The sequence below is a fragment of the Shewanella sp. KCT genome (genome assembly GCF_007636505.1).
Taxonomy (GTDB): domain Bacteria; phylum Pseudomonadota; class Gammaproteobacteria; order Enterobacterales; family Shewanellaceae; genus Shewanella; species Shewanella halotolerans.
The window spans coordinates 26,851-49,046 of sequence record NZ_LVDJ01000004.1; the positions used below are offsets into that span (position 1 = coordinate 26,851).

The following is a 22,196-nucleotide window of genomic DNA, read 5'->3' on the forward strand; positions in this document are numbered from 1 at the left end:
CTACTCTTTAAGTGACTCATTCTTGGTGGCTAGTTCGATAGCCTTGTTTAGCGCGCAGACAAAACTGCCGATGTCGGCCTTGCCTGTGCCGGCCAGCTCCAGTGCCGTACCATGGTCCACCGAGGTACGGATATAGGGCAGGCCTAGGGTGATATTGACCGAGCTACCAAAGCCTTGGGACTTGAGTACCGGCAGTCCCTGATCGTGATACATGGCGAGGATCACGTCGGCATCTTCCAGATATTTAGGCTGAAACAGGGTGTCGGCGGGCAGTGGCCCGACGATATTCATATTTTGCTCGCGCAGCTCGTTGAGCGCGGGAATGATCACATCGATCTCTTCGCGGCCCAGGTGGCCATCTTCACCCGCATGGGGGTTGAGGCCACAGACATAGATCTTAGGATCATTCAGAGCAAACTTGGTCACCAGATCTGTGTGCAAGATCTTGATGATCTGATGCAGACGGTCACGGGTGATCGCCTTAGACACATAGGCCAGCGGAATATGAGTGGTGACCAGCGCCACCTGCAGGCCAGGGGCTGCGAGCAGCATCACCACATCCTGACAGTTGGCCTGATGGGCAAAGAACTCGGTATGACCGCTGAAGGGGATACCCGCCTGGTTGATGATCCCTTTGTGGACAGGGCCTGTCACCACGGCGTCGAACTCGCCATTCATATTCTTCTCACCGGCATAGGCCAGGGTGTCGATCACATAGCTGCTGTTCTGTTCATCGAGCTTACCGCACACAGCTTCTTTTACTAGGGGGAAGGGCACTATGGTCAGGGTGCCGGCTTCCTGCGGTTTCGGCGCCTGATTGGGCTGGAAGGGTCGCAACTGGATCGGCAAGCCGATCTGTTTGGCGCGACTGGTCAGCAATGTGGGGTCGGCACAAACAACAAGCTCAGCGGGCCAAGCGCGCTGAGCAAGTTGAATGACTAAGTCTGGGCCCACACCGGCAGGTTCTCCCGGTGTGATGGCGATGCGTTTAGTCGTCAATATGATTAACCTCGATTGAAATCGGCATCGAATACTTCAATGTAAGCCTCTGCTCGCATTTCATCCAGCCAGTTTTGTAATTCTTCATTAAACTTGCGGCGGAAGATGAGCTGGTGAGCCCGATTAGTGTTAAATTTATCTGTCGCATCCGTCTTACGTCTCTCCTCCAGCTGCACTATGTGCCAGCCGTGGCTAGAGCGGAATGGCTCACTGATCTCGTTGATCTTCAGTGCGCCCAATGTTTGTGCGAAGGCTGGTACATAGACGGTAGGATCTGCCCAGCCGAGTTCGCCGCCCTTGGCCGCCGAACCTGGATCTTCGCTGTATTGACGGGCCAGGGTGGCAAAGTCTGCTTCGCCGCTTCTCAGCTGGGCCGCAAACTTGTCGAGCATCGCCTTGGCACGCTCTTCCGACAGGATAGGCGACGGCTTGATCAGTATATGACGTGAACGTACTTCGTCAATTTCTTTGGTCTGCAGGCCGCGGGCATCCATCACCTTGATGATGTGGAAACCGGCGCCGCTGCGCACGGGGCCTATGATGTCACCCGTCTTGGCGCCGACTAAAAGCTCGGCGAACAGGGTTGGCATCTCATTGACGTTCATGTAATCCCAGATACCGCCTTCTAGCGCCTTAGGGCCTGAAGAGGAGGCGATGGCGGTCTGTTTGAAGTCGGCATTGTCTTGTAGGCGCTTGAGCACGGCGTTGGCACGGCTGCTGGCGGCCTCAAGTTGTTCGCTGTTAGGGCTGTTGGGCACCTCGATCAGGATATGACCGATCTGGTACTCCACCTGCTGCATCCCTTGTTCTTCGATTAGCTTAACCAGGCTGTTGATCTCCTGTGGAGAGACCTGGATACGACGCTGTACCTGAATACGCTGGATCTCACCCAGGGTGATCTCTTCACGCAGTTGCTCGCGGTATTGGCTCCAGCTCATGCCTTCGGCCTCGACCTTTTCGCGCATCATCTCAGGAGTCATCTTCTGCTCCTTGGCGATGTTCTCGATTGTCTGGTCCAGCTGCAGGTCACCTATGTGCAGGCCGATGCGGTCGGCCATTTGTAGCTGTAGACGGGTCACGATCAGACGCTCGATCACCTGAGTGCGCAGCGCCTTGTCAGAAGGTAATGACTGGCCGGCGGCTTTTGCGTTGGCTTTGACTGTCTTCAACATGTTGACGATTTCGCTTTCCAGCACTATGCCTTCGTTGATCTGAACCGTCACCCTATCCAGGGGCACGTTCTCGGCCATCGCGCCGTGGCTCATCGCCAGTGTAAGTAAAGCAAAAATCAGTTGTTTACAGGGTTTCATCCACAAAAATCCTTGGCATATTCAGGTCGGTCGACACAGGTGTCGACCGAGTATCTAATTCGACTATTCTGATTGGACTACAAGTCCGTATCTAGGTTCAGCGCAAAGCCGATTAAAATATCAAAACTAGTTTTTCAGGTAGAGCGGCTTGCGATAGTTAAACAGGCCATCGTTAAGCATGTCCGATACCCCAAGTGGGCCGGAGCCACCTAATCCCTTGATCACAAAGTTCAGGTAGAAGCCGCTTTCGAACAGCTCCCTGTCGTTGAACGTGGGATCCAGGTTGTCCACATAGTTGGTTTTAATGCGGTAATGATAACTTAAGCGCACCGCCCAGCAACAAGATTCGTATTGAAATCCTGTGTAGGTCTCGACGCTACGCTTCTCATTGAGATCGTAATACCAGTTGCCCACGATATACCAGTTGTCGTTGATCGGCCAAGCCGTACGCAAGCCGGTTTGCGACACATTAACAGATTCGTTGGTGTTGCTGTTAACTAAATCGGGCACATAACGGTAGCTGAGCTGCAACAGCTTGTTGACCCCAGGGCGGAAATCCAGGGTGACCTCACTCTTCTTGTTGTTCCTGTTTTTGGTGTCATATTGAATGGCGCCGCTCAAGAACCAATCGCTGTAGAGCTGAGTGTTGAGCTCCGCCGCCAGCACTGAGTTTGAGGTATTTTCCTGCTTAAAGATCTCGTTGGGACGTGAAGGATCTGTAATGCCAACCTTGCTGTCTTCGAAGTAGTAGATTTGACCCAGACTGAACTTGAAGCGCTCAAGGTTATGGTCGTCAAATAGACGGGTGGTTAAACCCAGTGTCATCTGGTTAGCGTCGGCGATACGGTCCAGACCCGAGAAGCGGCGATCCCTGAAGAGGCCGTAGTAGTCTTCTTGCAGCAGCGCAGTGTCATAGATGCCGATGTTGGACTGATCCTCATAGCCGACATACAGATACTGGAACTGTGGCTCCAGGGTCTGACGGTAGTTGGCATCGAAGTAGTCGGTGAAACGCTCGAAGTTAATCTGACCGTGGATACGCACCTGGGGCAGGGTACGGCTCACCGAGCTGTCCAGCGGCTCAGTGCCTGTGTAGTTTTTGGTGTCCTGCCAGTAGTTGGTCTGCAGCAGCTTAAGCTCACTGGTCAGCGATCCAGCCGGCCCGTGGATCGGTAGTGAGACACTGGGCTCGAAGTGCAGACGGCTGGCGGTGGCATACTGGTCTTCCTTATGACGAAAGTTGCTGGCTTCCCCCATGAGGTTGAAGTCCAAGCCTTGCCAGAAACCTGGGGCGCGATAGTTAAAGCCTATCTGCGGCATCACCTGATAGGGAGACTCTTCTTCACCCAATACCTTGATATCCTGCACCCGGGCTGACATGTCCCAGTTATCTTCGAAATAGGCGATTTCGCCTATGCGAGAGAGCTGGTTGTCGGTGGCGCGCAGCACGTCGGAGGGCAGATCGTTGAAGTAGTTGTTGTCCGACACATCGGTAAAGTTGGCCAGTACTCGCCAGTTGTCGGCGATGGCCCCCTGATGCTCCCAGTGGTAGAGGTAACGGTCGGCGCGGTTGGGCACCAGATCGTCATTGCTCAGGTATTCTACATTCAACTGCCCCTGCTGGGCCTCGCCGGCGAGATAGCGAAATTCCGACTTGAGGAACAGGCCGCGGGCCGACATATAGTGCGGAGTAAAGGTGAGATCATACTCTGGCGCTATGTTCCAGTAGTAGGGTGTCGCCACCTCGACACCATTGGTGGTGCTGGTGCTGAAATAGGGGAACAGGAAGCCTGACTTGCGCTTCTCCGACACGGGAATTGTCATGTAGGGCAGATAGAAGACGGGCACATCGCCTATCTTGAGCTTGGCATCCCAAAGCTCGCCCCACTCTTCGCTGCTGTCTATCTTGATGGTCTCGGCCTCAAGCAGCCAGGAGCTATCGCCCGGCGGACAGGTAGTGAAGTTGGTGTTCGACAGGTGCAGGTTGTTGTCTTGGGTGATCTCCAGGTTTTCCGCTTCGCCGTGGATCTGCTGACCGTGGAGCCAATATTGGGCACCCTTAAGTTGGGCGCTGTTGCTGCGCATCTCGGCGCTGAGTGAGTCGGCCGTGACGGTAAACATATTGTCCTGGAACACCAGGTTGCCGTTGGCATCCAGGCGCTCGTTAGCCTGATCCAGTACCGCGCTGTCGGCGGCAATATGGCGGCCGCCCTGGCTGAAGGTCACATCTCCCTGGAAACTGGCCTTGTCCCCCATCTTAGCTGCCGATGAGTCGGAAACGATCTTAATCTGCTGCAGATCTAGGGGACGTTCGTCTGTGCTGGGCTCAGGAATAGGAACAGGCGGGAGCACCAGACACTGGGCACCGGGCGCGGGAGTGGTTTCCGATTCGTCTGCCAAGACTAGCTGCGGGAGTAGCGCCAATGCCAATAAGTAACGGATATGCATCTTTTATCGTTTTTGTGATTTCTTAGTCTAGACAAGTTATCGGTGAGAATAGTTGCATCCCCCTTGGGAAGCAACTTAGCAAAAGAGATAGAATCATCTTAATTGCTGTTTCTATTTTGCTTTATAATAAAGCAATTTTCTTCTAAGAGCCATGAGGTGCCCTTGTCAGATCCAAGATTTCTTGCCCTTAATTCATGGATAGCGCGAACTTTAGGCGATGAGGCGCGAGTCTCCTTAATTTCCGGTGACGCCAGTTTTCGCCGCTACTATCGTGTCCAGTTTTCAAACCAGACGTTTATCGCCATGGACTCGCCGCCGGATCTGGTGCCCGTCGCCCCTTTTATCGCCCTCGCAAACGCCTATCATGACCATGGCATACTGGCGCCTGAGGTTAAGGCCGCCGATCTGTCTCAAGGTTTTCTGTTGCTCTCGGATCTCGGCGATACCCAGCTGCTGGAGGTGCTGACCTTAGACAACGTAGGTCACTATTATGGCAAGGCTCTTGGGCTGCTCGATAAGCTACAGACCATCACCTCGGCGGCGGGGCAGCCCTTGCCCGATTATGATGACGCCTTCGTGCTGCGTGAGCTGAATATTTTCGTAGAGTGGCTGCTCGAACGTCATCTTAAGCTGAGTCTCGACAGCCATACCCGGCAGATAATCGATAATTGTTTCGATCTGCTTATCGATAACGTCGCCCAGCAGCCTAAGGTAGGCATGCACAGGGACTATCACAGCCGTAATCTCATGCTATGTGATGACGAGCTGGCGGTGATCGATTTTCAAGATGCTGTCTTAGGTCCCATCACCTATGACGCCGTCTCCTTGCTGCGCGACTGCTATGTGCGCTGGCCGCTCGACGTGGTCGAGCCTTTACTCGAGCAGCACTATAATCAGATGCGTGCCCTGGGACGCATAGGCGATGAGGTGAACTTGAGCCTGTATCGCCGTTGGTTCGATCTCATGGGGATGCAGCGCCACCTCAAGGCGGCGGGGATCTTCTGCCGCCTCAACTATCGTGACGCCAAGCCGGGCTACCTTAAAGATATTCCGCTGACTCTAAGTTATGTGTGTGACATAGGGGAGCAATATCCTGAATTTGAGCAGTTTGTTGCCTGGTTAAGGCGAGAGGTGATGCCGCAGATGACGAGCGACAAGCTGTCGCAGCTGACAAATGAAACGGAGGCGCTGTGATGAAGGCCATGATACTCGCCGCCGGTCGCGGTGAACGCCTGCGCCCCCTGACCGACACCCTGCCTAAACCGCTGGCAGAAGTCGTGGGCAAGCCGCTGATCGTCTATCACATAGAGCGTCTCGCAGCCCTTGGCATCACTGAGATAGTGATCAACCACGCCTGGCTGGGCCACAAGCTCGAGGCCAGCCTTGGCGATGGCAGCGCCTGGGGCGTGAGTATCAGCTACAGCCCAGAGACAGAGGCGTTAGAGACGGGCGGCGGCATCAAGCAGGCCTTGCCTCTGCTTGGGGATGAGCCTTTTCTGGTGCTCAATGGTGATGTCTATATTGACAGCTTGCCAAGTGTTAAGGGGTTGGCGCTGGATGCCGCACTCAATACGGCAAAGATTGCCGAGCTGATGAGGGAGCAGGAGGCCTATCTCTGGCTAGTGGATAACCCTAAGCAGCACCCAGAGGGCGATTTTGCCCTGAGGGATGGCAAGGTGAATGATGAGGATGAGCCTAAGCTGACTTTTTCCGGCATGGCCATCTATCATCCGCGTTTCTTCGACGGTGCCCCTAGTGGCCGCTTTGGCCTGGCGCCTATGTTAAGAGCCAAGATGCAGCAGGGGCTGATCGGCGGCGAGCATTATCCTCACCTCTGGTGCGACGTGGGCACGCTGGCAAGGCTTGAGTCACTGGACGCCGAGCTAAGGACTGCACTCTCACATACAGGTCCAGCATTATCAAAGACTAAGGTTGTTAGGTGAAGGGTTGTTAGATGAAGATTTGGGGTAAGTTTTTCGGTTTTGCCATAGGTTTCATGTTTGGCCGCATCATAGGTGGACTCATAGGCCTCTGGCTTGGCCACCTCTATGACAAGAAGCGCGGTGAGGTGGAAAAGTTGATGGGCAAGGGCAGCGATCGTCAGGCGCTGTTCTTCAATACCGCCTTTGCCGTGATGGGCCACGTGGCCAAGGCTTCGGGTCAGGTGACAGAACATGATATCCGCTTGGCGACGGCGCTGATGGATCAGATGCGCCTGAGCGGCGATGCCCGCCGTGAGGCCCAGGCGGCCTTTACCCAGGGCAAGGCCGCCGATTTCGATCTTAAGGCGTCGCTGCGTACCTTCAGATTGATCTCCATGGGGCGGCGGGAGCTGCTGCAGATGTTTCTGGAGATCCAGATCCAAACCGCCCTGTCGGACGCCAAGCTAGATGCCAAAGAACATGCCATACTCTTAACCGTGGCGCAGGAGCTGGGCTTTAGCCGCGAGCAACTCGACGAGCTGCTCAAGCGCTGGCAGGCGGAAGTGAACTTCCAGCGCCATGGTCGCCAGCAGACCTCCATCAAGGATGCCTACGAGGTGTTGGGTCTGGATGAGCAGGCCTCGGATCAGCAGGTGAAACGTGCCTACCGTAAGTTGATGAACGAGCATCACCCCGACAAGCTGGTTGCCAAGGGGTTACCCGCCGAGATGATGGAGCTGGCCAAACAGAAGGCGCAGGATATTCAGGCCGCCTACGACAGGGTAAAGCAAGACCGCGCCATGAGATGATTATCTAACAAAGGAGAGGGCGATGAAGCGAACAAGGCTGACCTTATTGACAGGACTCTTAGCATGGATGGCGGCCCAGTCTTTCTGGGCCCAGTCTGTTTGGGCAGAGTCGGATATCTTCGTCGCACCCTTCGGTGGTTATAGCTTCGGCGCCAGTGACCTCGATGCCACTGATATAGACACCAATACCCAGGGTAACATCAGCATCAAGGATTCCAGCCACTATGGCATCATATTGGGGATGAAGACCCGGGATCCCGGCGATGTCTACCTGCTCTACAGCCACCAGAGCACAGATATGCATGCCTCGGGCATGTTCAACCCCAACCGTTTGGCAAAGCTTGAGCTGGATTACGCTCACCTGGGCGGCTCGCTCTATTTCCCCAAGGGCAACCTGCGTCCCTATGTTACCGTCAGTGTCGGCATGACACAGATGCGCCCGTCGGGGGATTTCTCCGACGAGTCACGCTTCTCCATGGGAATTGGGGGCGGGGTGGAGTACCTGCTCGGCGACAACTTCAGCCTGTTTGCCGATGGCCGCGGCTACGCCACTTTTATCAACAGCGACAATGCGCTGTTTTGTGATGCCAACCGCTGTATCTGGAATATCCGCGCCGATATCATGTGGCAGGGCCAGGTGAACGCTGGATTTAAATACTCCTTTTAACCCTTAAGAGAGCAGTCTTAATGAAGATAGTGGTACTCGATGGTTACACCCTCAACCCTGGCGATCTCGACTGGCAGCCCTTCGCGGCGCTGGGCGAGTTTCACTGCTATGACAGAACCTCCCCGGCCGAACTCCTGGATCGCGCTCAGGGGGCACAGGTGCTGCTGACCAATAAGACAGTGCTCGACGCCGATGCGCTCAGGGCGCTGCCAGATCTTGAGTATATCGGCGTGCTCGCCACAGGTACCAACGTGGTGGACCTCAACGCCGCCAGCGAGCTTGGGATCAAGGTGACCAATGTGCCAGGCTATGGCCCGGATGCGGTGGCCCAGATGGTGTTTGCCCATATTCTTCATCACACCCAGCGTTTGTCGGACCATCACAACGCCGTGGTGGCCGGTGCCTGGTCTCAGGCGCCAGATTTCTGCTTTACCCTGGCACCGCTACAATCCCTCAAGGGCAAGACGCTGGGTCTGGTGGGGTTTGGCGACATAGGTCGGCAGGTGGCCACTATTGCGAAGGCGTTTCAGATGCGGGTGCTGGTCAACACGCCTTCTATTAAGCACGACCTCCCTGAAGGGGTCTGCTGGTGCGAGCGTGAGGCGCTCTTTGCCTGCGCCGATATCATCTCACTGCACTGTCCGCTAACGTCGGACACCGAGAAGTTGATTAATCGAGAGCGGCTCAGCGCCATGAAGCCAAACGCCATCTTAATCAACACGGCCAGAGGCGGTCTGGTGGACGAGCAGGCCCTGGCCGATGCCCTGGCGCAGGGGAAGATTGCCGCTGCCGGGGTAGATGTGCTCTCTAGCGAGCCGCCACAGGCTGATAATCCGCTGCTGAGCGCGCCTCATATCAGCATCAGTCCGCACAATTCCTGGGCGACCAGGGAGGCGCGCCAGCAACTGCTGACAATAGCCATAGATAACCTCAAGGGCTATCTGGCGGGTCAGCCGGTGAACCTGGTGAATTAGCTATGGTAGGGGTTTTAACTAGATAAACAAAGGGCGCCTGATTCATGAGAAGAGGCGCCCTTTTTGTCATCGCTTTGCTGGTTTAATCCAGCAAGGCGCTGGTTTTTGTGGATTAATCCAGAATCACCTCGACCTGTTTAGCTACGTTAAGCGCCTTGTCGATCGCCTCATCGATGGTGTTGCCACGGGCCAGGCCGACGCCGAGACGGCGGCGACCGTCGATATCTGGCTTGCCGAACAGGCGCAGCTGGGTGTTGGGCTCAACGAGTGCCTGTGCCATCCCCTGATAGCCTATGTTGTGACTGCTGCCTTCTGCCAGGATCACCGCCGAGGCCGATGGACCGTGCTGCACTATGTTGGCGATCGGCAGACCTAAGATGGCGCGCACATGCAGGGCGAACTCAGACAGATCTTGGCTGATAAGCGTCACCAGGCCGGTATCGTGGGGGCGAGGTGACACCTCAGAGAAGTAGACCTCCTCTCCCTTGATAAACAGCTCGACGCCGAACAGCCCATAGCCGCCTAGCGCCTCGACCACCTTGCGGCCAATCTCCTGCGCCTTGGCGAGCACGGCATCAGACATGGCCTGGGGTTGCCAGGACTCGCGGTAGTCACCATCTTCCTGACGGTGGCCGATGGGGTCGCAGAAGTGGATGCCATTGACGGCACTGACGGTCAATAGGGTGATCTCATAGTCGAAGGGCACGAAGCCTTCGACAATCACCCGGCCACCACCGGCGCGGCCACCTTCCTGGGCATAACGCCATGCCGCGAGGATCTGCTCCTCGCTACGTATGATGCTCTGGCCCTTACCCGACGAGCTCATCACAGGTTTGACGACACAGGGCAGTCCTATGTCTGCGACCGCCTGCTCAAATTCTGCCTGGGTGTCGCAGAAGAAATAGGGCGAGGTGGGTAGCCCCAGCGTCTCGGCGGCCAGGCGGCGTATGCCCTCGCGATCCATGGTGAGCTGGGCGGCCTTGGCCGTTGGGATCACCTTAAGGCCTTGGGCCTCCATCTCAACCAGAGTCTGGGTGGCGATGGCTTCGATCTCGGGGATCACCAGGTGAGGTTGTTCCTGCTCTATGATGGCGCGCAGGGCCTCGCCGTCCAGCATGTTGATCACGTGAAATCTGTGACTGACCTGCATCGCCGGGGCGTTGGGATAGCGGTCGACGCCTATCACTTCGACGCCAAGACGTTGTAGTTCGATGGCAACTTCTTTGCCAAGTTCGCCGCAGCCAAGCAGCATGGCGCGCAGCGCGCCGCGTGAATAGGGGGTGCCTATCATGGTGTGGGTACCTTTTTATCTTGAGTGGGTCGTTCGCCCAACTTAGGTTATTTGGCGATTATCTTACCCCGTCCACTGGAATAAGCAGACCCTTTGCGCCGACAAGTGTGTACTCGATCAAGATTCTGACGCCAATTAGAAAAGAAATATCAGCAATTTATGACTAGTATAGTTAAGTTAATGTTGCGAGATTCGCTCGTTTGCGCCAGTTTCAATGGGGTGGTGCACCGCCTGTTAAATGGATTAAATAAGAGTAAGGAGAGAGCCGTGTTTCTGGATTACTTTGCGTTAGGCGTCATCATCTTTGTCGCCGTTTTCCTGTTTTATGGGGTGATCGTCATCCACGACATTCCCTATGAGATAGCCAAGAAGCGTAATCATCCGCAGCAAGATGCCCTGCATGTTGCCGGCTGGGTGAGCCTGTTTACCCTGCATGCCATCTGGCCCTTCCTGTGGATCTGGGCGACCCTGTATCGCGAGGACAGGGGCTGGGGTTTCAACAAGGTGGTCGAGCGCGAGCTGGCACTTGAAGATGAGGTGAAACAGCTCAATCAGACCATAGTCCAGCTTGAGCAGCGACTCACAGCTATCGAAGGCGGACAAAAGGCCCTGCATGTGGTCGAAACGCCGTCCAACGATCAAGAGAAGGAGTCATAAGATGGATCTGCTACTCATTCTGACCTATACCGCCATCTGCATCGCCATCTTTAAGACCTTCAAGATCCCGCTCAATAAATGGACAGTGCCTACGGCGATCCTCGGCGGCATAGTGCTCGTCGGCGCCCTGGTGCTCTTGATGAACTACAACCATCCTTATACCCCCTATGCCCGTCAGGTATTTGCGACCGTGCCCATTAACCCTGCGGTGCGCGGCCTGGTGACCAGCGTCGAGGCCAAACCCAATGTGCCCCTGAAGAAGGGGGATGTGCTGTTTCGTATCGATCCCGCCCCCTTCGAGGCGGTGGTGATGCAAAAACGCGCGGCCCTGGCGGCGGCCGAGCTTGAGGTGCCTCAGTTGGAGGCTGCCTGGCAGACGGCGCAGGCCAGCGTGGAGCGCGCCACGGCGGACAGAGACCGCACCAAGTCGGCGTTCGAGCGGTATGAGAAGGGGCGTAAGCGCGGCGGGGCCAATTCGCCCTTCACCGAGCTTGAGCTGGATAACAAGCGCCAACTCTACATGGCCTCAGAGGCACAGCTCACCGCGGCGCGATCCGAGGAGCTGAGAGTCAGGCTCGCCTATGAGTCCAACGTCGATGGCGTCAATACCAAGGTGGCCGGGATTCGGGCCGAGCTTGATAAGGCGCTGTACGATCTCGAGCACACTGTGGTGCGGGCACCTGCCGATGGCATAGTGACTCAGATGGCACTGCGCCCCGGGGTGATTGCAGTGCCTATGCCGCTGCGCTCTCTGGTGAGCTTTATTCCCGATGAGGATCGCTACTTTGCCGGCGCCTTCTGGCAAAACTCTCTGCTACGACTCAAGGAGGGAGATGAAGCCGAGATGATCTTGGACGCCGCGCCGGGTCAGGTGTTTAAGGGGCGGGTGGCCAAGGTGCTGCCAGCCATGGCCGAGGGCGAGTTTCAGTCTCAGGGGGCGCTCATCTCCTCCATGGCGCTGCTGCCCAGGGGGCGTGCCATCGTCTTGATAGAGCTCGATGATCACGAGGCGAAACGTAATTTCCCTGCCGGGGTCTCGGGTCAGGCGGCCGTCTATACCGAGCATTTCTCCCATGTGGCTGTGATGCGTAAGGTGTTATTGCGGATGCAGGGCTGGTTGAACTACCTGTTCCACTAACCCTTACTTGCTAGATTATAAATCGTCATTAAAAGGCCCCATGGTGGGCCTTTTGTTTTACTGGTGCTTTGTTACTGGCGCTTTGTTTTCTTGGGCTTAGCTGTCTATTCAATGTAAATCATAAGAGATTATTCTTTGCTGACCAGGCCATTGACCGTATCTGCTACCTGCTGCGCCCCGCGGCGGATCTCGTCGATCAACGCTTGGGTGGCCGCCAGCTGTTGATTGGAGAGGGAGACCTTCTGCTGAATCGATTGCATCCCCTGCTCAGACACTTGGGTCAGCTCGCTGTTGCGGGCGACGATGCGCTCGATATCCTGGGTGGCATTGGAGGTGTTGGCCGCTAGGTTACGTACCTCGTCGGCAACTACGGCAAAACCACGGCCCTGTTCGCCGGCGCGGGCCGCCTCGATGGCGGCGTTCAGCGCCAGAAGGTTAGTCTGATCCGCTACCTTGGCGATAGTGTGCACTATCTGGCTGATCTGCTGCGACTGCTGCGCCAGTTCGCCCATCAGCCTTGTGGCATCGGCTACCGCACCATCGATCTCATTGGCCAGGCTGGTGGCGGCGCTCAAGGTGCTTGCCCCCTGGCCGGTGATCTCTACGGTTTCTACTGCGCTTTGGTGCGCGAGTTGTGACGCCTCCTGTACCGCTTGCTGATGCAAGATGCGCGGGGTGATGTCGCTGGCCAGTTTCACTACTCGCACGACCCGTCCTGCATCATCGAATACCGGGTTATAGGTGGCCTCTAACCAGATGGCTTGTCCCTGTCTGGTGACGCGCTCAAACAGGCCGGACTGAAAACGCCCCTTGGCGAGATCGGCCCAGAAGTCGGGGTGCTGGCGCATGAAGGCCTCGGTGCAGAAGAGGCGGTGGTGTTGCCCCTTTAATTGCTCGAGCGAGTAGCCCATGGCGCTACAAAAGTTGGCGTTGGCGTTGATGATCTCCCCTTGCGGGGTAAACTCGATATAAGCCAGAGACTTATTTAAGGCATCGAATATCGCTTCCTGTCGCTCTGCCTGCTGTTTCTCCTGGGTAACGTCGCTGGCGATCTTGACCACCTTAGTGATGCGCCCCGTGTCGTCGGCAACCGGCACATAGGTGGCCTCTATCCAGATTGGTGAGCCATCCTTGTGTTGGCGCTGAAAGGTGCCGTGATTGGCCTCGCCCCTGGCGAGGTTTTGCCAGAAGGTGCGATAGGCGGCGCTGCTTGCCAGTGACGGGCTGCAGAGCAGCCTATGGTGTTGACCCTGTATTTCTTCGAGTCTATAGCCGATGGCGGAGAGAAACTGCTGATTGGCCGATAATATTTTCCCCTCTATGGTGAACTCGATAAAAGGCGCGCTCTGGCGAATCGCCCTAAGCATCTGACTATCGTCACACAGAGCCTGATAGTCCTTATCCTGTGGGATTAGCGCTTTTTTTCGATTAAAACCAAACATCTGGACACCTTTAGATTACGAACAAATAGATTAACTACGCACTAACTTGGCGACAAGGGCGTGCTAGGACTATAGCCTGAATTGATACGCTTAGAGACATTTTGCAATAGCGATCTATTTCTACGCCAGTGAGCCCCCTTGGGATCACTGCTGCGGCGAAATGTGCCGCCCATTACCTCTGAGATTGTAATTCCCCGGCTTGTGGGGTATCAATAGCTGATGCCGTCCCCTGGCCGATTAAGCGAGTATTGTGCCTGGCGACCCACTATTTTTCTAAGGATGATTATGCAAGATATCAGGGACCTCACCGCCGTCCTGCGCTCAAACACCCCCATAGTGGTGATAGAAACCTATGAAGAGTACCGGGTGATCGAGCTGCTAAAGCGGGTGTCGACCATCTTATATCAGCCGCTGTTCACCTGGAGCATCACCCAGGGGCTGACCCGCGCCGATGTGAAGATGGGGACCCAGAAGTTCAACACAGATCCCACCGAGATCCTGGGGCAGATCAAGTCTAGCAGTCAGCAGGGGATCTATGTGTTGTGTGACTTTCATCCCTTCGTCGACAACGCCCCCAAGAATGTGCGCCTGCTCAAGGAGATCGCGCTGGAGTATGAGGCGCTGAAACATACCATAGTCCTGGTGAGTCATGCCTTCGACATTCCGCCCGAGATCAAACGCTACTGTGCCCATTTCTCCATCTCGCTGCCAGATACGGCGCAGCTGCAGAACCTCATCTACGAGCAGATAGACAGGGCCCGTGCCGATGGCTTATTGCAGAGTGTCGACGATGATGCGGTGATCAAGCTGGCGGAGAACCTCAGGGGGCTGACCTTCGACGATGCCCGCCGCCTGGCCCATAAGGCGATAGTGGATGACGGCGCGATCACCCACTCGGATGTCGATAGGATCAACCAGGGCAAATTTAAGTTGCTGGATATGGAAGGAGTATTACAGTTCGAATATGACACCAGTGACTTCTCTCAGGTGGCCGGCCTGCATAACCTGAAGAAATGGCTGTCCCAGCGTAGCCCTGCATCGAGTGCTGAGGGGCGGGTGGATCATCCCAAGGGGATTCTGCTGCTGGGGGTACAGGGCAGCGGCAAGAGCCTGGCGGCCAAGGCGGTGGCGGGCATGTGGCAGCGGCCCCTGCTGCGTCTGGATATGTCGGCGCTGTATAACAAGTATATTGGCGAGACCGAGAAGAATCTGCGTAACGCCCTGGCGCTGGCCGACCTCATGGCCCCCTGTGTCTTGTGGATAGACGAGATAGAGAAGGGACTCAGCAGCGGCAGTAGCGACGATGGCACCTCTAAGCGGATACTCGGCGCGCTGCTCACCTGGATGGCCGAGCGCAAATCTGAGGTGTTTCTGGTGGCCACGGCCAACGATATCAGCGCCTTGCCACCGGAGCTGATGCGTAAGGGCAGGATGGATGAGATCTTTTTCGTGGATCTGCCCGACGATAGCGTGCGCCAGGCGATCTTTCTGATCCATCTGCAACGTCGTCAGTTGGACCCGCTCAATTTTGATCTGGCCAAGCTGTCACAGGCCAGTCAAGGCTTCTCCGGCGCCGAGATAGAGCAGGCGATCATCTCGGCCCGTTACACGGCGCGGGCGCTGGAGCAGTGCGTGTCACAGCAGCTGCTGTTGGGTGAGTTGATGAAGACGCGGCCCCTGTCCGTGGTGATGCGGGAAAAGCTGGCCGCGCTGCGTGATTGGGCAAAGGGGCGTACGGTCAACGCCCATCAATAGTGCCCGGGGTGATTATTGGGCCTTAGGGGGAAACTGAGAGAGAATTTTGTTCACGGTTTCCCGGGTCTCTTTGGCCTTCTTCTCGCCGCCGTCATCGTAATCAAACTTGTCGCTGCCGCGCCAGATCAGCTTGTTACTGGCGCTGTCGACGATATCTATCTGGATGATCTGCATCTTGGCACTGTCGCTACCTAAAGGTACGCCGACGCTGGTGCCCACACCAACACCGCCAGAGCTGCCCCAGCTACCTGTGCCCAGGCCGATTGAGAGACCAGAGCTCTTGGGCTTGTCCACCACCTTAAAGCCATAGGTCACCATAAACTGAGATTGATCGGCGACCTGACTGTAGCCGCGCTGTGTCAGGCTGTCGACGATGGCACTATCGATCCGCTCAGTGCTGAGGGGGTCGCCGATATTGGCCGGTCTCTGCAGGGTGAAACGCTTGAGCGAGTCAAAATCATACTGGGTATCGTAATCTGTGGTGGGTTTGCTGGCACAGGCGCCCAGCAGCAAGGCGGCGATTGTGAGGATGAGCAGGCGTAGTGAGTTCATGGGGCTTCCTGTGAAATAATCATAAATTCAGCTATCAGCTTATTTATACTAGAGTTTTTAGTGTAGCGATATGAATAAAGTTTAGCCAGTTACCGAGAATTAGGTTATGTTTTAACTATAGGCTCATTTAGCGTCCCCTTATGTGAGCCCGAATTCAAGATGACATAGATAATTAGGTGTGGCCAGCCCCCATGGAACAGTTAGAGTTTTTCGAGATCCCCAGTCCCTGTATCGGTGTCTGTCAGACAGACGCCAGGGGCTATTGCAAGGGCTGCCTGCGTAGCAGAGAGGAGCGCTTCAACTGGCTGAACTTCTCCGACGCCCAGAAAAATGAGGTGATCCGCCTGTGTAAGCAGCGCCATCGCCGTCGTCGCCTGGCGCTATTGAAGGCTAAGAAGACGGCTATCTTGGAGGAGCGCGCCGCCGCCACCCAATCGCTGGACTTCGACATCGATGCCGAATGATCTCGGCTGGCGTTAACCCAATGTCGAGTTCGTCCTCATCAACATACCACTTACTCGTTTAAGCCCGTTTTCCGCCTGCTATTTTCTTAGTCTGTTCGTACTCACCCTGGGCCAGCTCAGGGTAAATACCGTGTTGCCAGGCTCGCTGGCCAGCGACACCCGGCCATTGTGCTTATGCATGATGCGCTTGATGATGGCCAGTCCCAGGCCATGCCCCTTATTGCCGTTCTGTACTACTTTGCTGCGATAGAAGGGCTCGAAGATCTTCTCCTGATCCACGGCGGCGATGCCCGGGCCATCGTCCATTACCTCTAGCTGTACCGATTTGTTGTCCTGACGGATGGCGATAGTGATATGACTCTTTGCGAAACGCTGGGCGTTGATGATCAGGTTTTGCAGCGCCCGCTCGATAAGCGACGGGTCGCCCATTACCTTTAGCTCAGGCGTCTGCTCGTCAAAATAAATCGGAATGCTGTGGCGGTTTTGCAGCCGGCTGATGGTCTGCTGAGTGAGCCGGGTCAGCTCACAGCACTCAAATTCCAGGTCCTGCTGCTGAGACTCCAGGCTGGCGTAGGTCAGCAGCTCCTGCAGCAGGGTCTCCATCTCTTTGACATCCTGCTGCATCTCGTCGAGAAACGCCTGTCGCTGGGCGGGATCAGAGTCCGGCGCGCAGTATTGGGGCACCAGGGCCAGGGCAAACTTGAGCCGGGCCAGGGGCGTTCTGATCTCGTGGGAGACGGCGTTTGAGAGATGCTTCTGGTTCTCTATCAGGGCGCTGATGTGGCGCGCCATCTCGTTGAAGGTGCTGGCCAGCGGCTGCACCTGAGAGCGGCTGGAGAGTTGAATCTGGGTGTCCCACTTGGCCTGACCAAATGCCTTGGTCGCCAGGCGCAAGGTCTTGAGATCCCGTGACAGGGGCCAGACCCAGATCAGCGCGACCAGTGCCAGGGAGAGGTAGAAGAAGAGGGTAAACAGGCCGCGTAGCTGCTCCCTGGGATCTATCTCTATGGGGCCGGCCATCAGAATCTGTTGGTCATCAACTTGAATAAAATGCAGCTCGTGTTGTTCGTCCGGCGCCGTGACCAGGACGCTGTCGCGAGCGAGTGAATCATCCAGATTGACCGCCACCTGTGTCTTAGGCAGTAGCCTGAGGGGATAGCTTTGTTGGGTGCTAAGCTCGGCGAGAAACGCCTCGCGCTGGCTCTCTGGCAGCTTGCCGATCAGCTGGGCTAAGGCGATGAGCGGCGCATCCTGGACACCGCTATCGTCGACATTGCTTTGCCAGATGCTGTCTAAGGTCCAGCCTATACCGAGAAAACTGAGGCTCAGTAGCAGGTATAGGCTGATGAAGAGTCGTTTCAACGCAGCTCCGTTAGTTGTTCCAGGCTTCTGGGGCGAACAGATATCCCTGACCCCATACCGTCTTAATTCTAAATGGGGTTTCGATATTGTCACCTAACTTCTTACGCAGCCGTGAGATACGCACGTCGATCTTCCTGTCCTTTCCATCGAAGTCGATGTTGAGCAGGTATTGATAGATATATTGGCGGCTCAGTACCTGGCCCGCCTGTGAAGCTAGCAGCCAGAGGAGTTCGAACTCATGGCTGGTGAGATCCACCTCGAGATCGCCAAGGCGAATCGCCTGAGTGTGGGGATCTATGCTCAGCTTGCCGAAACTCAGGCAGTGAGATTCTGCCTGTGGCGGCTTGGCGGTGCGGCGCAGCAGATTGTTGATGCGGGCGATAAGCAGGGCAGGATCTACCGGCTTGACCACATAGTCGTCGGCGCCCAGTTCTAGCCCCTTGATCTGATCTTCGTTGGAACCCAGTGCGCTCATCAGCAGGATTGGGCCGGCGAAGTAGTCGGGCAGTTTTTCACAAAGGGTAAGGCCATCCATCCCTGGCAGCATGATATCGAGCAAGATGATATCTGGTTTGTAGTTGATCAGTCGGGTCAATACGGTATCACCGCGACGCTCAACTTCCACGTGCATTCCATGCGACTTTAAATAATCCACAATCAGGTTTGCCAGACGAATATCGTCTTCGACGAGCAAGACTCTATGGGTCGATTGAGATTCTGTCATTAGAATAGACTCCAGGGGTTGCGATAACGACGTCTCACCTGAGGCGCCGAAGTAGGGGTAACTTTTAATTTTACGCCGGCCAAGGTTTGGTGGCTTTCTTTGTCTATCATGACAAATTGAATATCTTTTTGTGTCTCAACCTTCAGGGTGAGTGAATGGGTATTGGGCGAGTCGGCGCACCACTTCTCCAGCTCGTTATGATCCGACATGATGCAAACTACCTGGGGATAGGAGGTCTCCCAGTTTAGTACCAACTCGATTTCACAGCTCTGCTCGACATCGGCCGTGATGCAAAATTGGGGTGACAACGACAAGCTGGCCGTAGACTCTTGGCCCGCGGCATAGGTAATGTTACACAGTAAAATGATGACAAGGGTTGCCTGTATCAGCTTAAAAGTCATTGAAAACACTAACCTTAGAACCTATAGGCAGTGCCGATAAAGTAAGTGTTGGTGTAACTTTCTGTGACGAGCGGACTGGCGGTGATTTCATCGGCCAAGTCGGTATAGCGTACCAGGAAGAGCAATTCCCAGTGCTCACTCATTATGTATTGTGTCGTCAATTCTAATCCTAAATTAGTGCCAGAACCGGCACGGTAGCGTTCACTCCAATAGGTGTTCTCACTTGGACGTACGCCGTAATAGTAGTTGATGATCTCTTCGCTCTTCCAGTTAGCCACTGCGGCGAATTCAAATTTCCAGTCGGTCCATGATAGGTTGTAGAGCCACTTCACCTTGGCCTCCATGCCGGAGTGCACGTCGAAAAGATCGTGGGCCAGGGCGAGGTTGATTATACCCATTGGTGTGTAAATAAACGCTTCTGCTCCGCCAAGAAGTGTAAATTTTCTGTCTTCCAGCTCGTTAAAAACCGGCTCGGGCTCGGCACCAAAGGCTTGAAAACGCGAGGTAAATGCCGATGGTGTTGAGCTGAGCTGACTGGTGCCAGAGATAAAGATGTTCGACGGGTCCCAACGGTAGAAATAGGCGCTGTCGCTGCTGAAGCTGGTGGTCAGGTTGACGCTGAACAGCTCCTCATCCGCCAGGGTGTAACCCAGATTGCCATTGTCGAAAAACCATCTGTCACCATAGTAGGCCAGGGTAGGTGCCAGGTAGATGGGGATATCGTCGTAGTCGCGGACAGGGTTGCTACGCTCACCATAGCCTAGCGCCAGGCCAAGTTGCCACTGGCCTACTTCGACACATTCATCATCCATATGACAAACTTTCTGCTCTTCGGCCTGTACGGCGAAGCAGAGGAGCAAAGAGGTAAGTAGGCTTGTCAGCAGCTTGTTCTTCATGGGTATAGATACACTAATATCGGGTCAAACAGGAGTCTGAGCAAAAGATTACCATTTACGTCATATATGCACAGCGTTTTCGCTGCTGCTGATGCAAAATGATACAGCTTCACGCCTAGTGTTGATTAAGCTTTGGCGAGATGTTTCCTGGTGAGTACGCCGCTGTGATCCCTTTTAGCTATAGAGTTTGCTGACTTGTTGCAACTGTTTCTGCTGCTCGGTGCGCTCACCTTCTCTTTGCATGGCCAGACCGACGGTGCGCCTGAGTTGAAGATCGCCAATCGCCTTATAGATGATGTTACTTTGCTCCATCAATACTGGCAGGGCGGGCACCAGGGCGATGCCGACCCCGGCCGCTACCAAGCCTACCGCGTACTCTACCGTTTGGATCCGCGCGCGGATCTGCATCTTTATCCCCTCGAGATCCATCAGCTGCTGCAGATCCGCCAGTGCCTCGCAGGGGGCGCGGTGGATGAAGGGCTGGCCGCTAAGATCCTGCAGGCGGATCTCCTTCTTCAGGGCCAGGCTCATGGTCGAGGGGATCGCCAGCAGATAGTCGTCATGCCAGATGGGCTGAAACACTTCGTCCGACTTTAGCTGACTGGTGGTGATGATGCGGGCGTCGCAGGGCTCGTTGGCCTCGACCAGGGTGAGCTCCATATCATGGCAGGCCTGGCTAAAATCCTTGAGCAGCATGCTCATGCGCTGCACCCCGAGGGAGTTGATCAGCCCAAGTTTGAAGGGCTGGCGCTGCTCCGGGGTATTAAACAGCGAAGCGATCGCCTTGGACTCGTTCAGCAGCCGCTGAGCCAGGGGATAGAGGCGCTCTGCCGACTCTGTGGGGCTAACTCCTCTGCCGTGGCGCTGGAACAGCTGAGTGTTGAGCTCGTCTTCGAGCTGGCGAATGGCCGAGGAGATAGAGGGCTGGGCGATATAGCACTGCTTGGCAGCGGCGCTGATGGTGCCCTTATCGTAGACGGCGACAAAGTAGCTTAGGGCTCTGAGGTTCATGGCTAGGCTCTTAGGATAGTGTTGGGACTCATCTTTACGCTTACGTAAGATATAGGAAATAATTATGCAAGCTAAACAAAAAGAATATTTTTCCTACGGATAAATTATGCCTATGCTAGTCGAATTAGCAAGTGGTGAATTAGTCACCAGCTGCAACCAAAACAATAAATGACAGCAAGGAACAGACTCATGGCTCGAGTGAAATTTGATTGGCAAGATCCACTGCAATTCGATGCGTTGCTTAGCGAAGATGAACGCATGATCCGCGACATGGTGCACGACTATGCCCAAGAGAAGTTGATGACCCGGGTATTGATGGCCAATCGCAACGAGCATTTCGACCGTGAGATCATGAATGAACTGGGTGAGCTAGGACTCCTGGGGGCGACCCTGCCTGAGGCCTATGGCTGCGCCAACGCTAACTATGTCAGTTACGGCCTGGTGGCCCGCGAGATTGAACGGGTCGATAGCGGCTATCGCAGCGCCATGAGCGTGCAGTCTTCCCTGGTGATGCACCCCATCTATGCCTATGGCAACGAGGCGCAGCGTCAGAAATATCTGCCTAAGCTGGCAACCGGCGAGTGGGTGGGCTGTTTCGGTCTGACCGAGCCGGATGTGGGCTCAGATCCCGGTGGGATGAAGACTCGCGCCGAGCGTATCGACGGCGGCTATCGTCTCAATGGTGCCAAGATGTGGATCACTAACTCGCCTATCGCCGATGTGTTTGTGGTGTGGGCCAAGCTCGACGGTGTGATCCGTGGCTTCATCCTAGAGAAGGGGATGAAGGGGCTGAGCGCACCTAAGATTGAGGGTAAGTTCAGCCTTAGAGCTTCTATCACCGGCGAGATAGTGATGGACAACGTCGAGGTGGGTGAAGAGGCGCTGCTGCCTAACGTCGAGGGACTCAAGGGGCCGTTTGGCTGTCTCAACAAGGCCCGCTACGGCATCGCCTGGGGCGCACTGGGGGCGGCAGAGTTTTGCTGGCACGCGGCGCGTCAATACAGCCTGGACCGTATTCAGTTTAACCGCCCGTTGGCGGCCACTCAGCTGATCCAGAAGAAGCTGGCGGACATGCAGACAGAGATCACCACAGGCTTGTTTGCCTGCTTGCAGGCCGGTCGCCTGATGGATCAGGACGCGCTGCCCGTCGAGGCCATCTCTCTCATCAAGCGTAACTCTTGCGGTAAGGCGCTGGAGATCGCCCGTACCTCCCGCGACATGCACGGCGGCAACGGCATCAGCGACGAGTTTCATGTGATCCGCCATGTGATGAACCTCGAGGCCGTCAACACCTACGAAGGCACCCATGATATTCATGCGCTCATCCTGGGCCGCGCGCAGACTGGCATCCAGGCCTTCGGGTAATCCTTCTCC

21 protein-coding genes are annotated in these 22,196 nt (G+C 55.5%); 10 read left to right on the top strand and 11 right to left on the bottom strand.

Annotated elements, in window-relative coordinates:
* From pdxA to lptD, 3 genes are all read right to left on the bottom strand, one after another.
* Positions 1-999, bottom strand: a complete 999-nt coding sequence (gene pdxA, locus AYI87_RS07140; RefSeq protein ID WP_144200843.1) for a 4-hydroxythreonine-4-phosphate dehydrogenase PdxA — start codon at positions 997-999, stop codon at positions 1-3.
* A gap of 5 nt (positions 1,000-1,004) precedes the next feature.
* Positions 1,005-2,309, bottom strand: a complete 1,305-nt coding sequence (surA, locus tag AYI87_RS07145; RefSeq protein ID WP_144200845.1) for a peptidylprolyl isomerase SurA — start codon at positions 2,307-2,309, stop codon at positions 1,005-1,007.
* A gap of 126 nt (positions 2,310-2,435) precedes the next feature.
* On the bottom strand, positions 2,436-4,757 hold the full coding sequence (gene lptD, locus AYI87_RS07150; protein ID WP_144200847.1) for an LPS assembly protein LptD: 2,322 nt from the start codon (positions 4,755-4,757) through the stop codon (positions 2,436-2,438).
* Between the two features lie 156 nt (positions 4,758-4,913).
* Between lptD and AYI87_RS07155 the strand changes: the two genes are divergently transcribed.
* From AYI87_RS07155 to AYI87_RS07175, 5 genes are read left to right on the top strand one after another with little or no spacing between them, the layout of a single operon-like run.
* Positions 4,914-5,951, top strand: a complete 1,038-nt coding sequence (locus tag AYI87_RS07155) for an aminoglycoside phosphotransferase family protein (RefSeq protein WP_144200849.1) — start codon at positions 4,914-4,916, stop codon at positions 5,949-5,951.
* The gene (murU, locus tag AYI87_RS07160) at positions 5,951-6,700 is read left to right on the top strand and encodes an N-acetylmuramate alpha-1-phosphate uridylyltransferase MurU (RefSeq protein ID WP_144200851.1); all 750 of its coding nucleotides are present in this window, start codon (positions 5,951-5,953) and stop codon (positions 6,698-6,700) included. The genes AYI87_RS07155 and murU overlap by 1 nt, the downstream gene beginning before the upstream one ends.
* An 11-nt stretch (positions 6,701-6,711) precedes the next feature.
* The gene (gene djlA, locus AYI87_RS07165) at positions 6,712-7,488 is read left to right on the top strand and encodes a co-chaperone DjlA (RefSeq protein ID WP_144200853.1); all 777 of its coding nucleotides are present in this window, start codon (positions 6,712-6,714) and stop codon (positions 7,486-7,488) included.
* A gap of 22 nt (positions 7,489-7,510) precedes the next feature.
* Positions 7,511-8,155, top strand: a complete 645-nt coding sequence (locus tag AYI87_RS07170; RefSeq protein WP_144200855.1) for an outer membrane beta-barrel protein — start codon at positions 7,511-7,513, stop codon at positions 8,153-8,155.
* Between the two features lie 20 nt (positions 8,156-8,175).
* Complete coding sequence (locus AYI87_RS07175) at positions 8,176-9,129, top strand: D-2-hydroxyacid dehydrogenase (protein WP_144200857.1); 954 nt, start codon at positions 8,176-8,178, stop codon at positions 9,127-9,129.
* Positions 9,130-9,241: 112 nt separating this feature from the next.
* Here AYI87_RS07175 and purT read toward each other — a convergent pair whose 3' ends face one another.
* On the bottom strand, positions 9,242-10,420 hold the full coding sequence (purT, locus tag AYI87_RS07180; RefSeq protein WP_144200859.1) for a formate-dependent phosphoribosylglycinamide formyltransferase: 1,179 nt from the start codon (positions 10,418-10,420) through the stop codon (positions 9,242-9,244).
* Between the two features lie 267 nt (positions 10,421-10,687).
* Between purT and AYI87_RS07185 the strand changes: the two genes are divergently transcribed.
* Entirely contained in the window at positions 10,688-11,077 is a 390-nt protein-coding gene (locus tag AYI87_RS07185) for a DUF3302 domain-containing protein (RefSeq protein WP_144200860.1), read from the top strand.
* 1 nt (position 11,078) lies between these two features.
* Positions 11,079-12,215, top strand: coding sequence for an HlyD family secretion protein (locus tag AYI87_RS07190; protein WP_144200862.1), 1,137 nt, complete (start codon positions 11,079-11,081; stop codon positions 12,213-12,215).
* 128 nt (positions 12,216-12,343) lie between these two features.
* On the opposite strand, the gene AYI87_RS21495 is transcribed toward AYI87_RS07190, so the two are convergent.
* Positions 12,344-13,657: a methyl-accepting chemotaxis protein gene (locus AYI87_RS21495; RefSeq protein ID WP_144200864.1), complete on the bottom strand. Its 1,314-nt coding sequence runs from the start codon at positions 13,655-13,657 to the stop codon at positions 12,344-12,346.
* A gap of 285 nt (positions 13,658-13,942) precedes the next feature.
* On the opposite strand from AYI87_RS21495, the gene AYI87_RS07200 reads away from it, so the two are divergent.
* Positions 13,943-15,412 (top strand): AAA family ATPase, encoded by a 1,470-nt coding sequence (locus AYI87_RS07200; protein WP_144200866.1) that lies wholly within the window; start codon positions 13,943-13,945, stop codon positions 15,410-15,412.
* A 12-nt stretch (positions 15,413-15,424) separates the two neighbouring features.
* On the opposite strand, the gene AYI87_RS07205 is transcribed toward AYI87_RS07200, so the two are convergent.
* Positions 15,425-15,964 (bottom strand): DUF4136 domain-containing protein, encoded by a 540-nt coding sequence (locus AYI87_RS07205; RefSeq protein WP_144200868.1) that lies wholly within the window; start codon positions 15,962-15,964, stop codon positions 15,425-15,427.
* 191 nt (positions 15,965-16,155) lie between these two features.
* Here AYI87_RS07205 and AYI87_RS07210 point away from each other — a divergent pair, with 191 nt between their 5' ends.
* Positions 16,156-16,428, top strand: coding sequence for a DUF1289 domain-containing protein (locus AYI87_RS07210; protein WP_144200869.1), 273 nt, complete (start codon positions 16,156-16,158; stop codon positions 16,426-16,428).
* A 78-nt stretch (positions 16,429-16,506) separates the two neighbouring features.
* On the opposite strand, the gene AYI87_RS07215 is transcribed toward AYI87_RS07210, so the two are convergent.
* The 5 genes from AYI87_RS07215 to AYI87_RS07235 all read right to left on the bottom strand — a co-directional run bounded on the left by AYI87_RS07215 (position 16,507) and on the right by AYI87_RS07235 (position 20,822).
* Positions 16,507-17,790 (bottom strand): ATP-binding protein, encoded by a 1,284-nt coding sequence (locus AYI87_RS07215; RefSeq protein WP_144200871.1) that lies wholly within the window; start codon positions 17,788-17,790, stop codon positions 16,507-16,509.
* Between the two features lie 10 nt (positions 17,791-17,800).
* Positions 17,801-18,514 carry a response regulator gene (locus tag AYI87_RS07220; protein ID WP_011864701.1) on the bottom strand — a complete coding sequence of 238 codons (714 nt, stop codon included), beginning with the start codon at positions 18,512-18,514 and terminating at the stop codon, positions 17,801-17,803.
* A complete protein-coding gene (locus AYI87_RS07225) occupies positions 18,514-18,915 on the bottom strand; it encodes a DUF3019 domain-containing protein (protein ID WP_144200872.1) in 402 nt (133 codons plus the stop codon). The genes AYI87_RS07220 and AYI87_RS07225 overlap by 1 nt, the downstream gene beginning before the upstream one ends.
* Positions 18,916-18,929: 14 nt before the next feature.
* Positions 18,930-19,811: a MipA/OmpV family protein gene (locus tag AYI87_RS07230; protein ID WP_041406431.1), complete on the bottom strand. Its 882-nt coding sequence runs from the start codon at positions 19,809-19,811 to the stop codon at positions 18,930-18,932.
* Positions 19,812-19,985: 174 nt separating this feature from the next.
* Positions 19,986-20,822: a LysR family transcriptional regulator gene (locus AYI87_RS07235; RefSeq protein WP_144200874.1), complete on the bottom strand. Its 837-nt coding sequence runs from the start codon at positions 20,820-20,822 to the stop codon at positions 19,986-19,988.
* 189 nt (positions 20,823-21,011) lie between these two features.
* Here AYI87_RS07235 and AYI87_RS07240 point away from each other — a divergent pair, with 189 nt between their 5' ends.
* The gene (locus AYI87_RS07240; RefSeq protein ID WP_144200876.1) at positions 21,012-22,187 is read left to right on the top strand and encodes an acyl-CoA dehydrogenase; all 1,176 of its coding nucleotides are present in this window, start codon (positions 21,012-21,014) and stop codon (positions 22,185-22,187) included.
* The last annotated feature ends 9 nt before the right edge of the window (positions 22,188-22,196 follow it).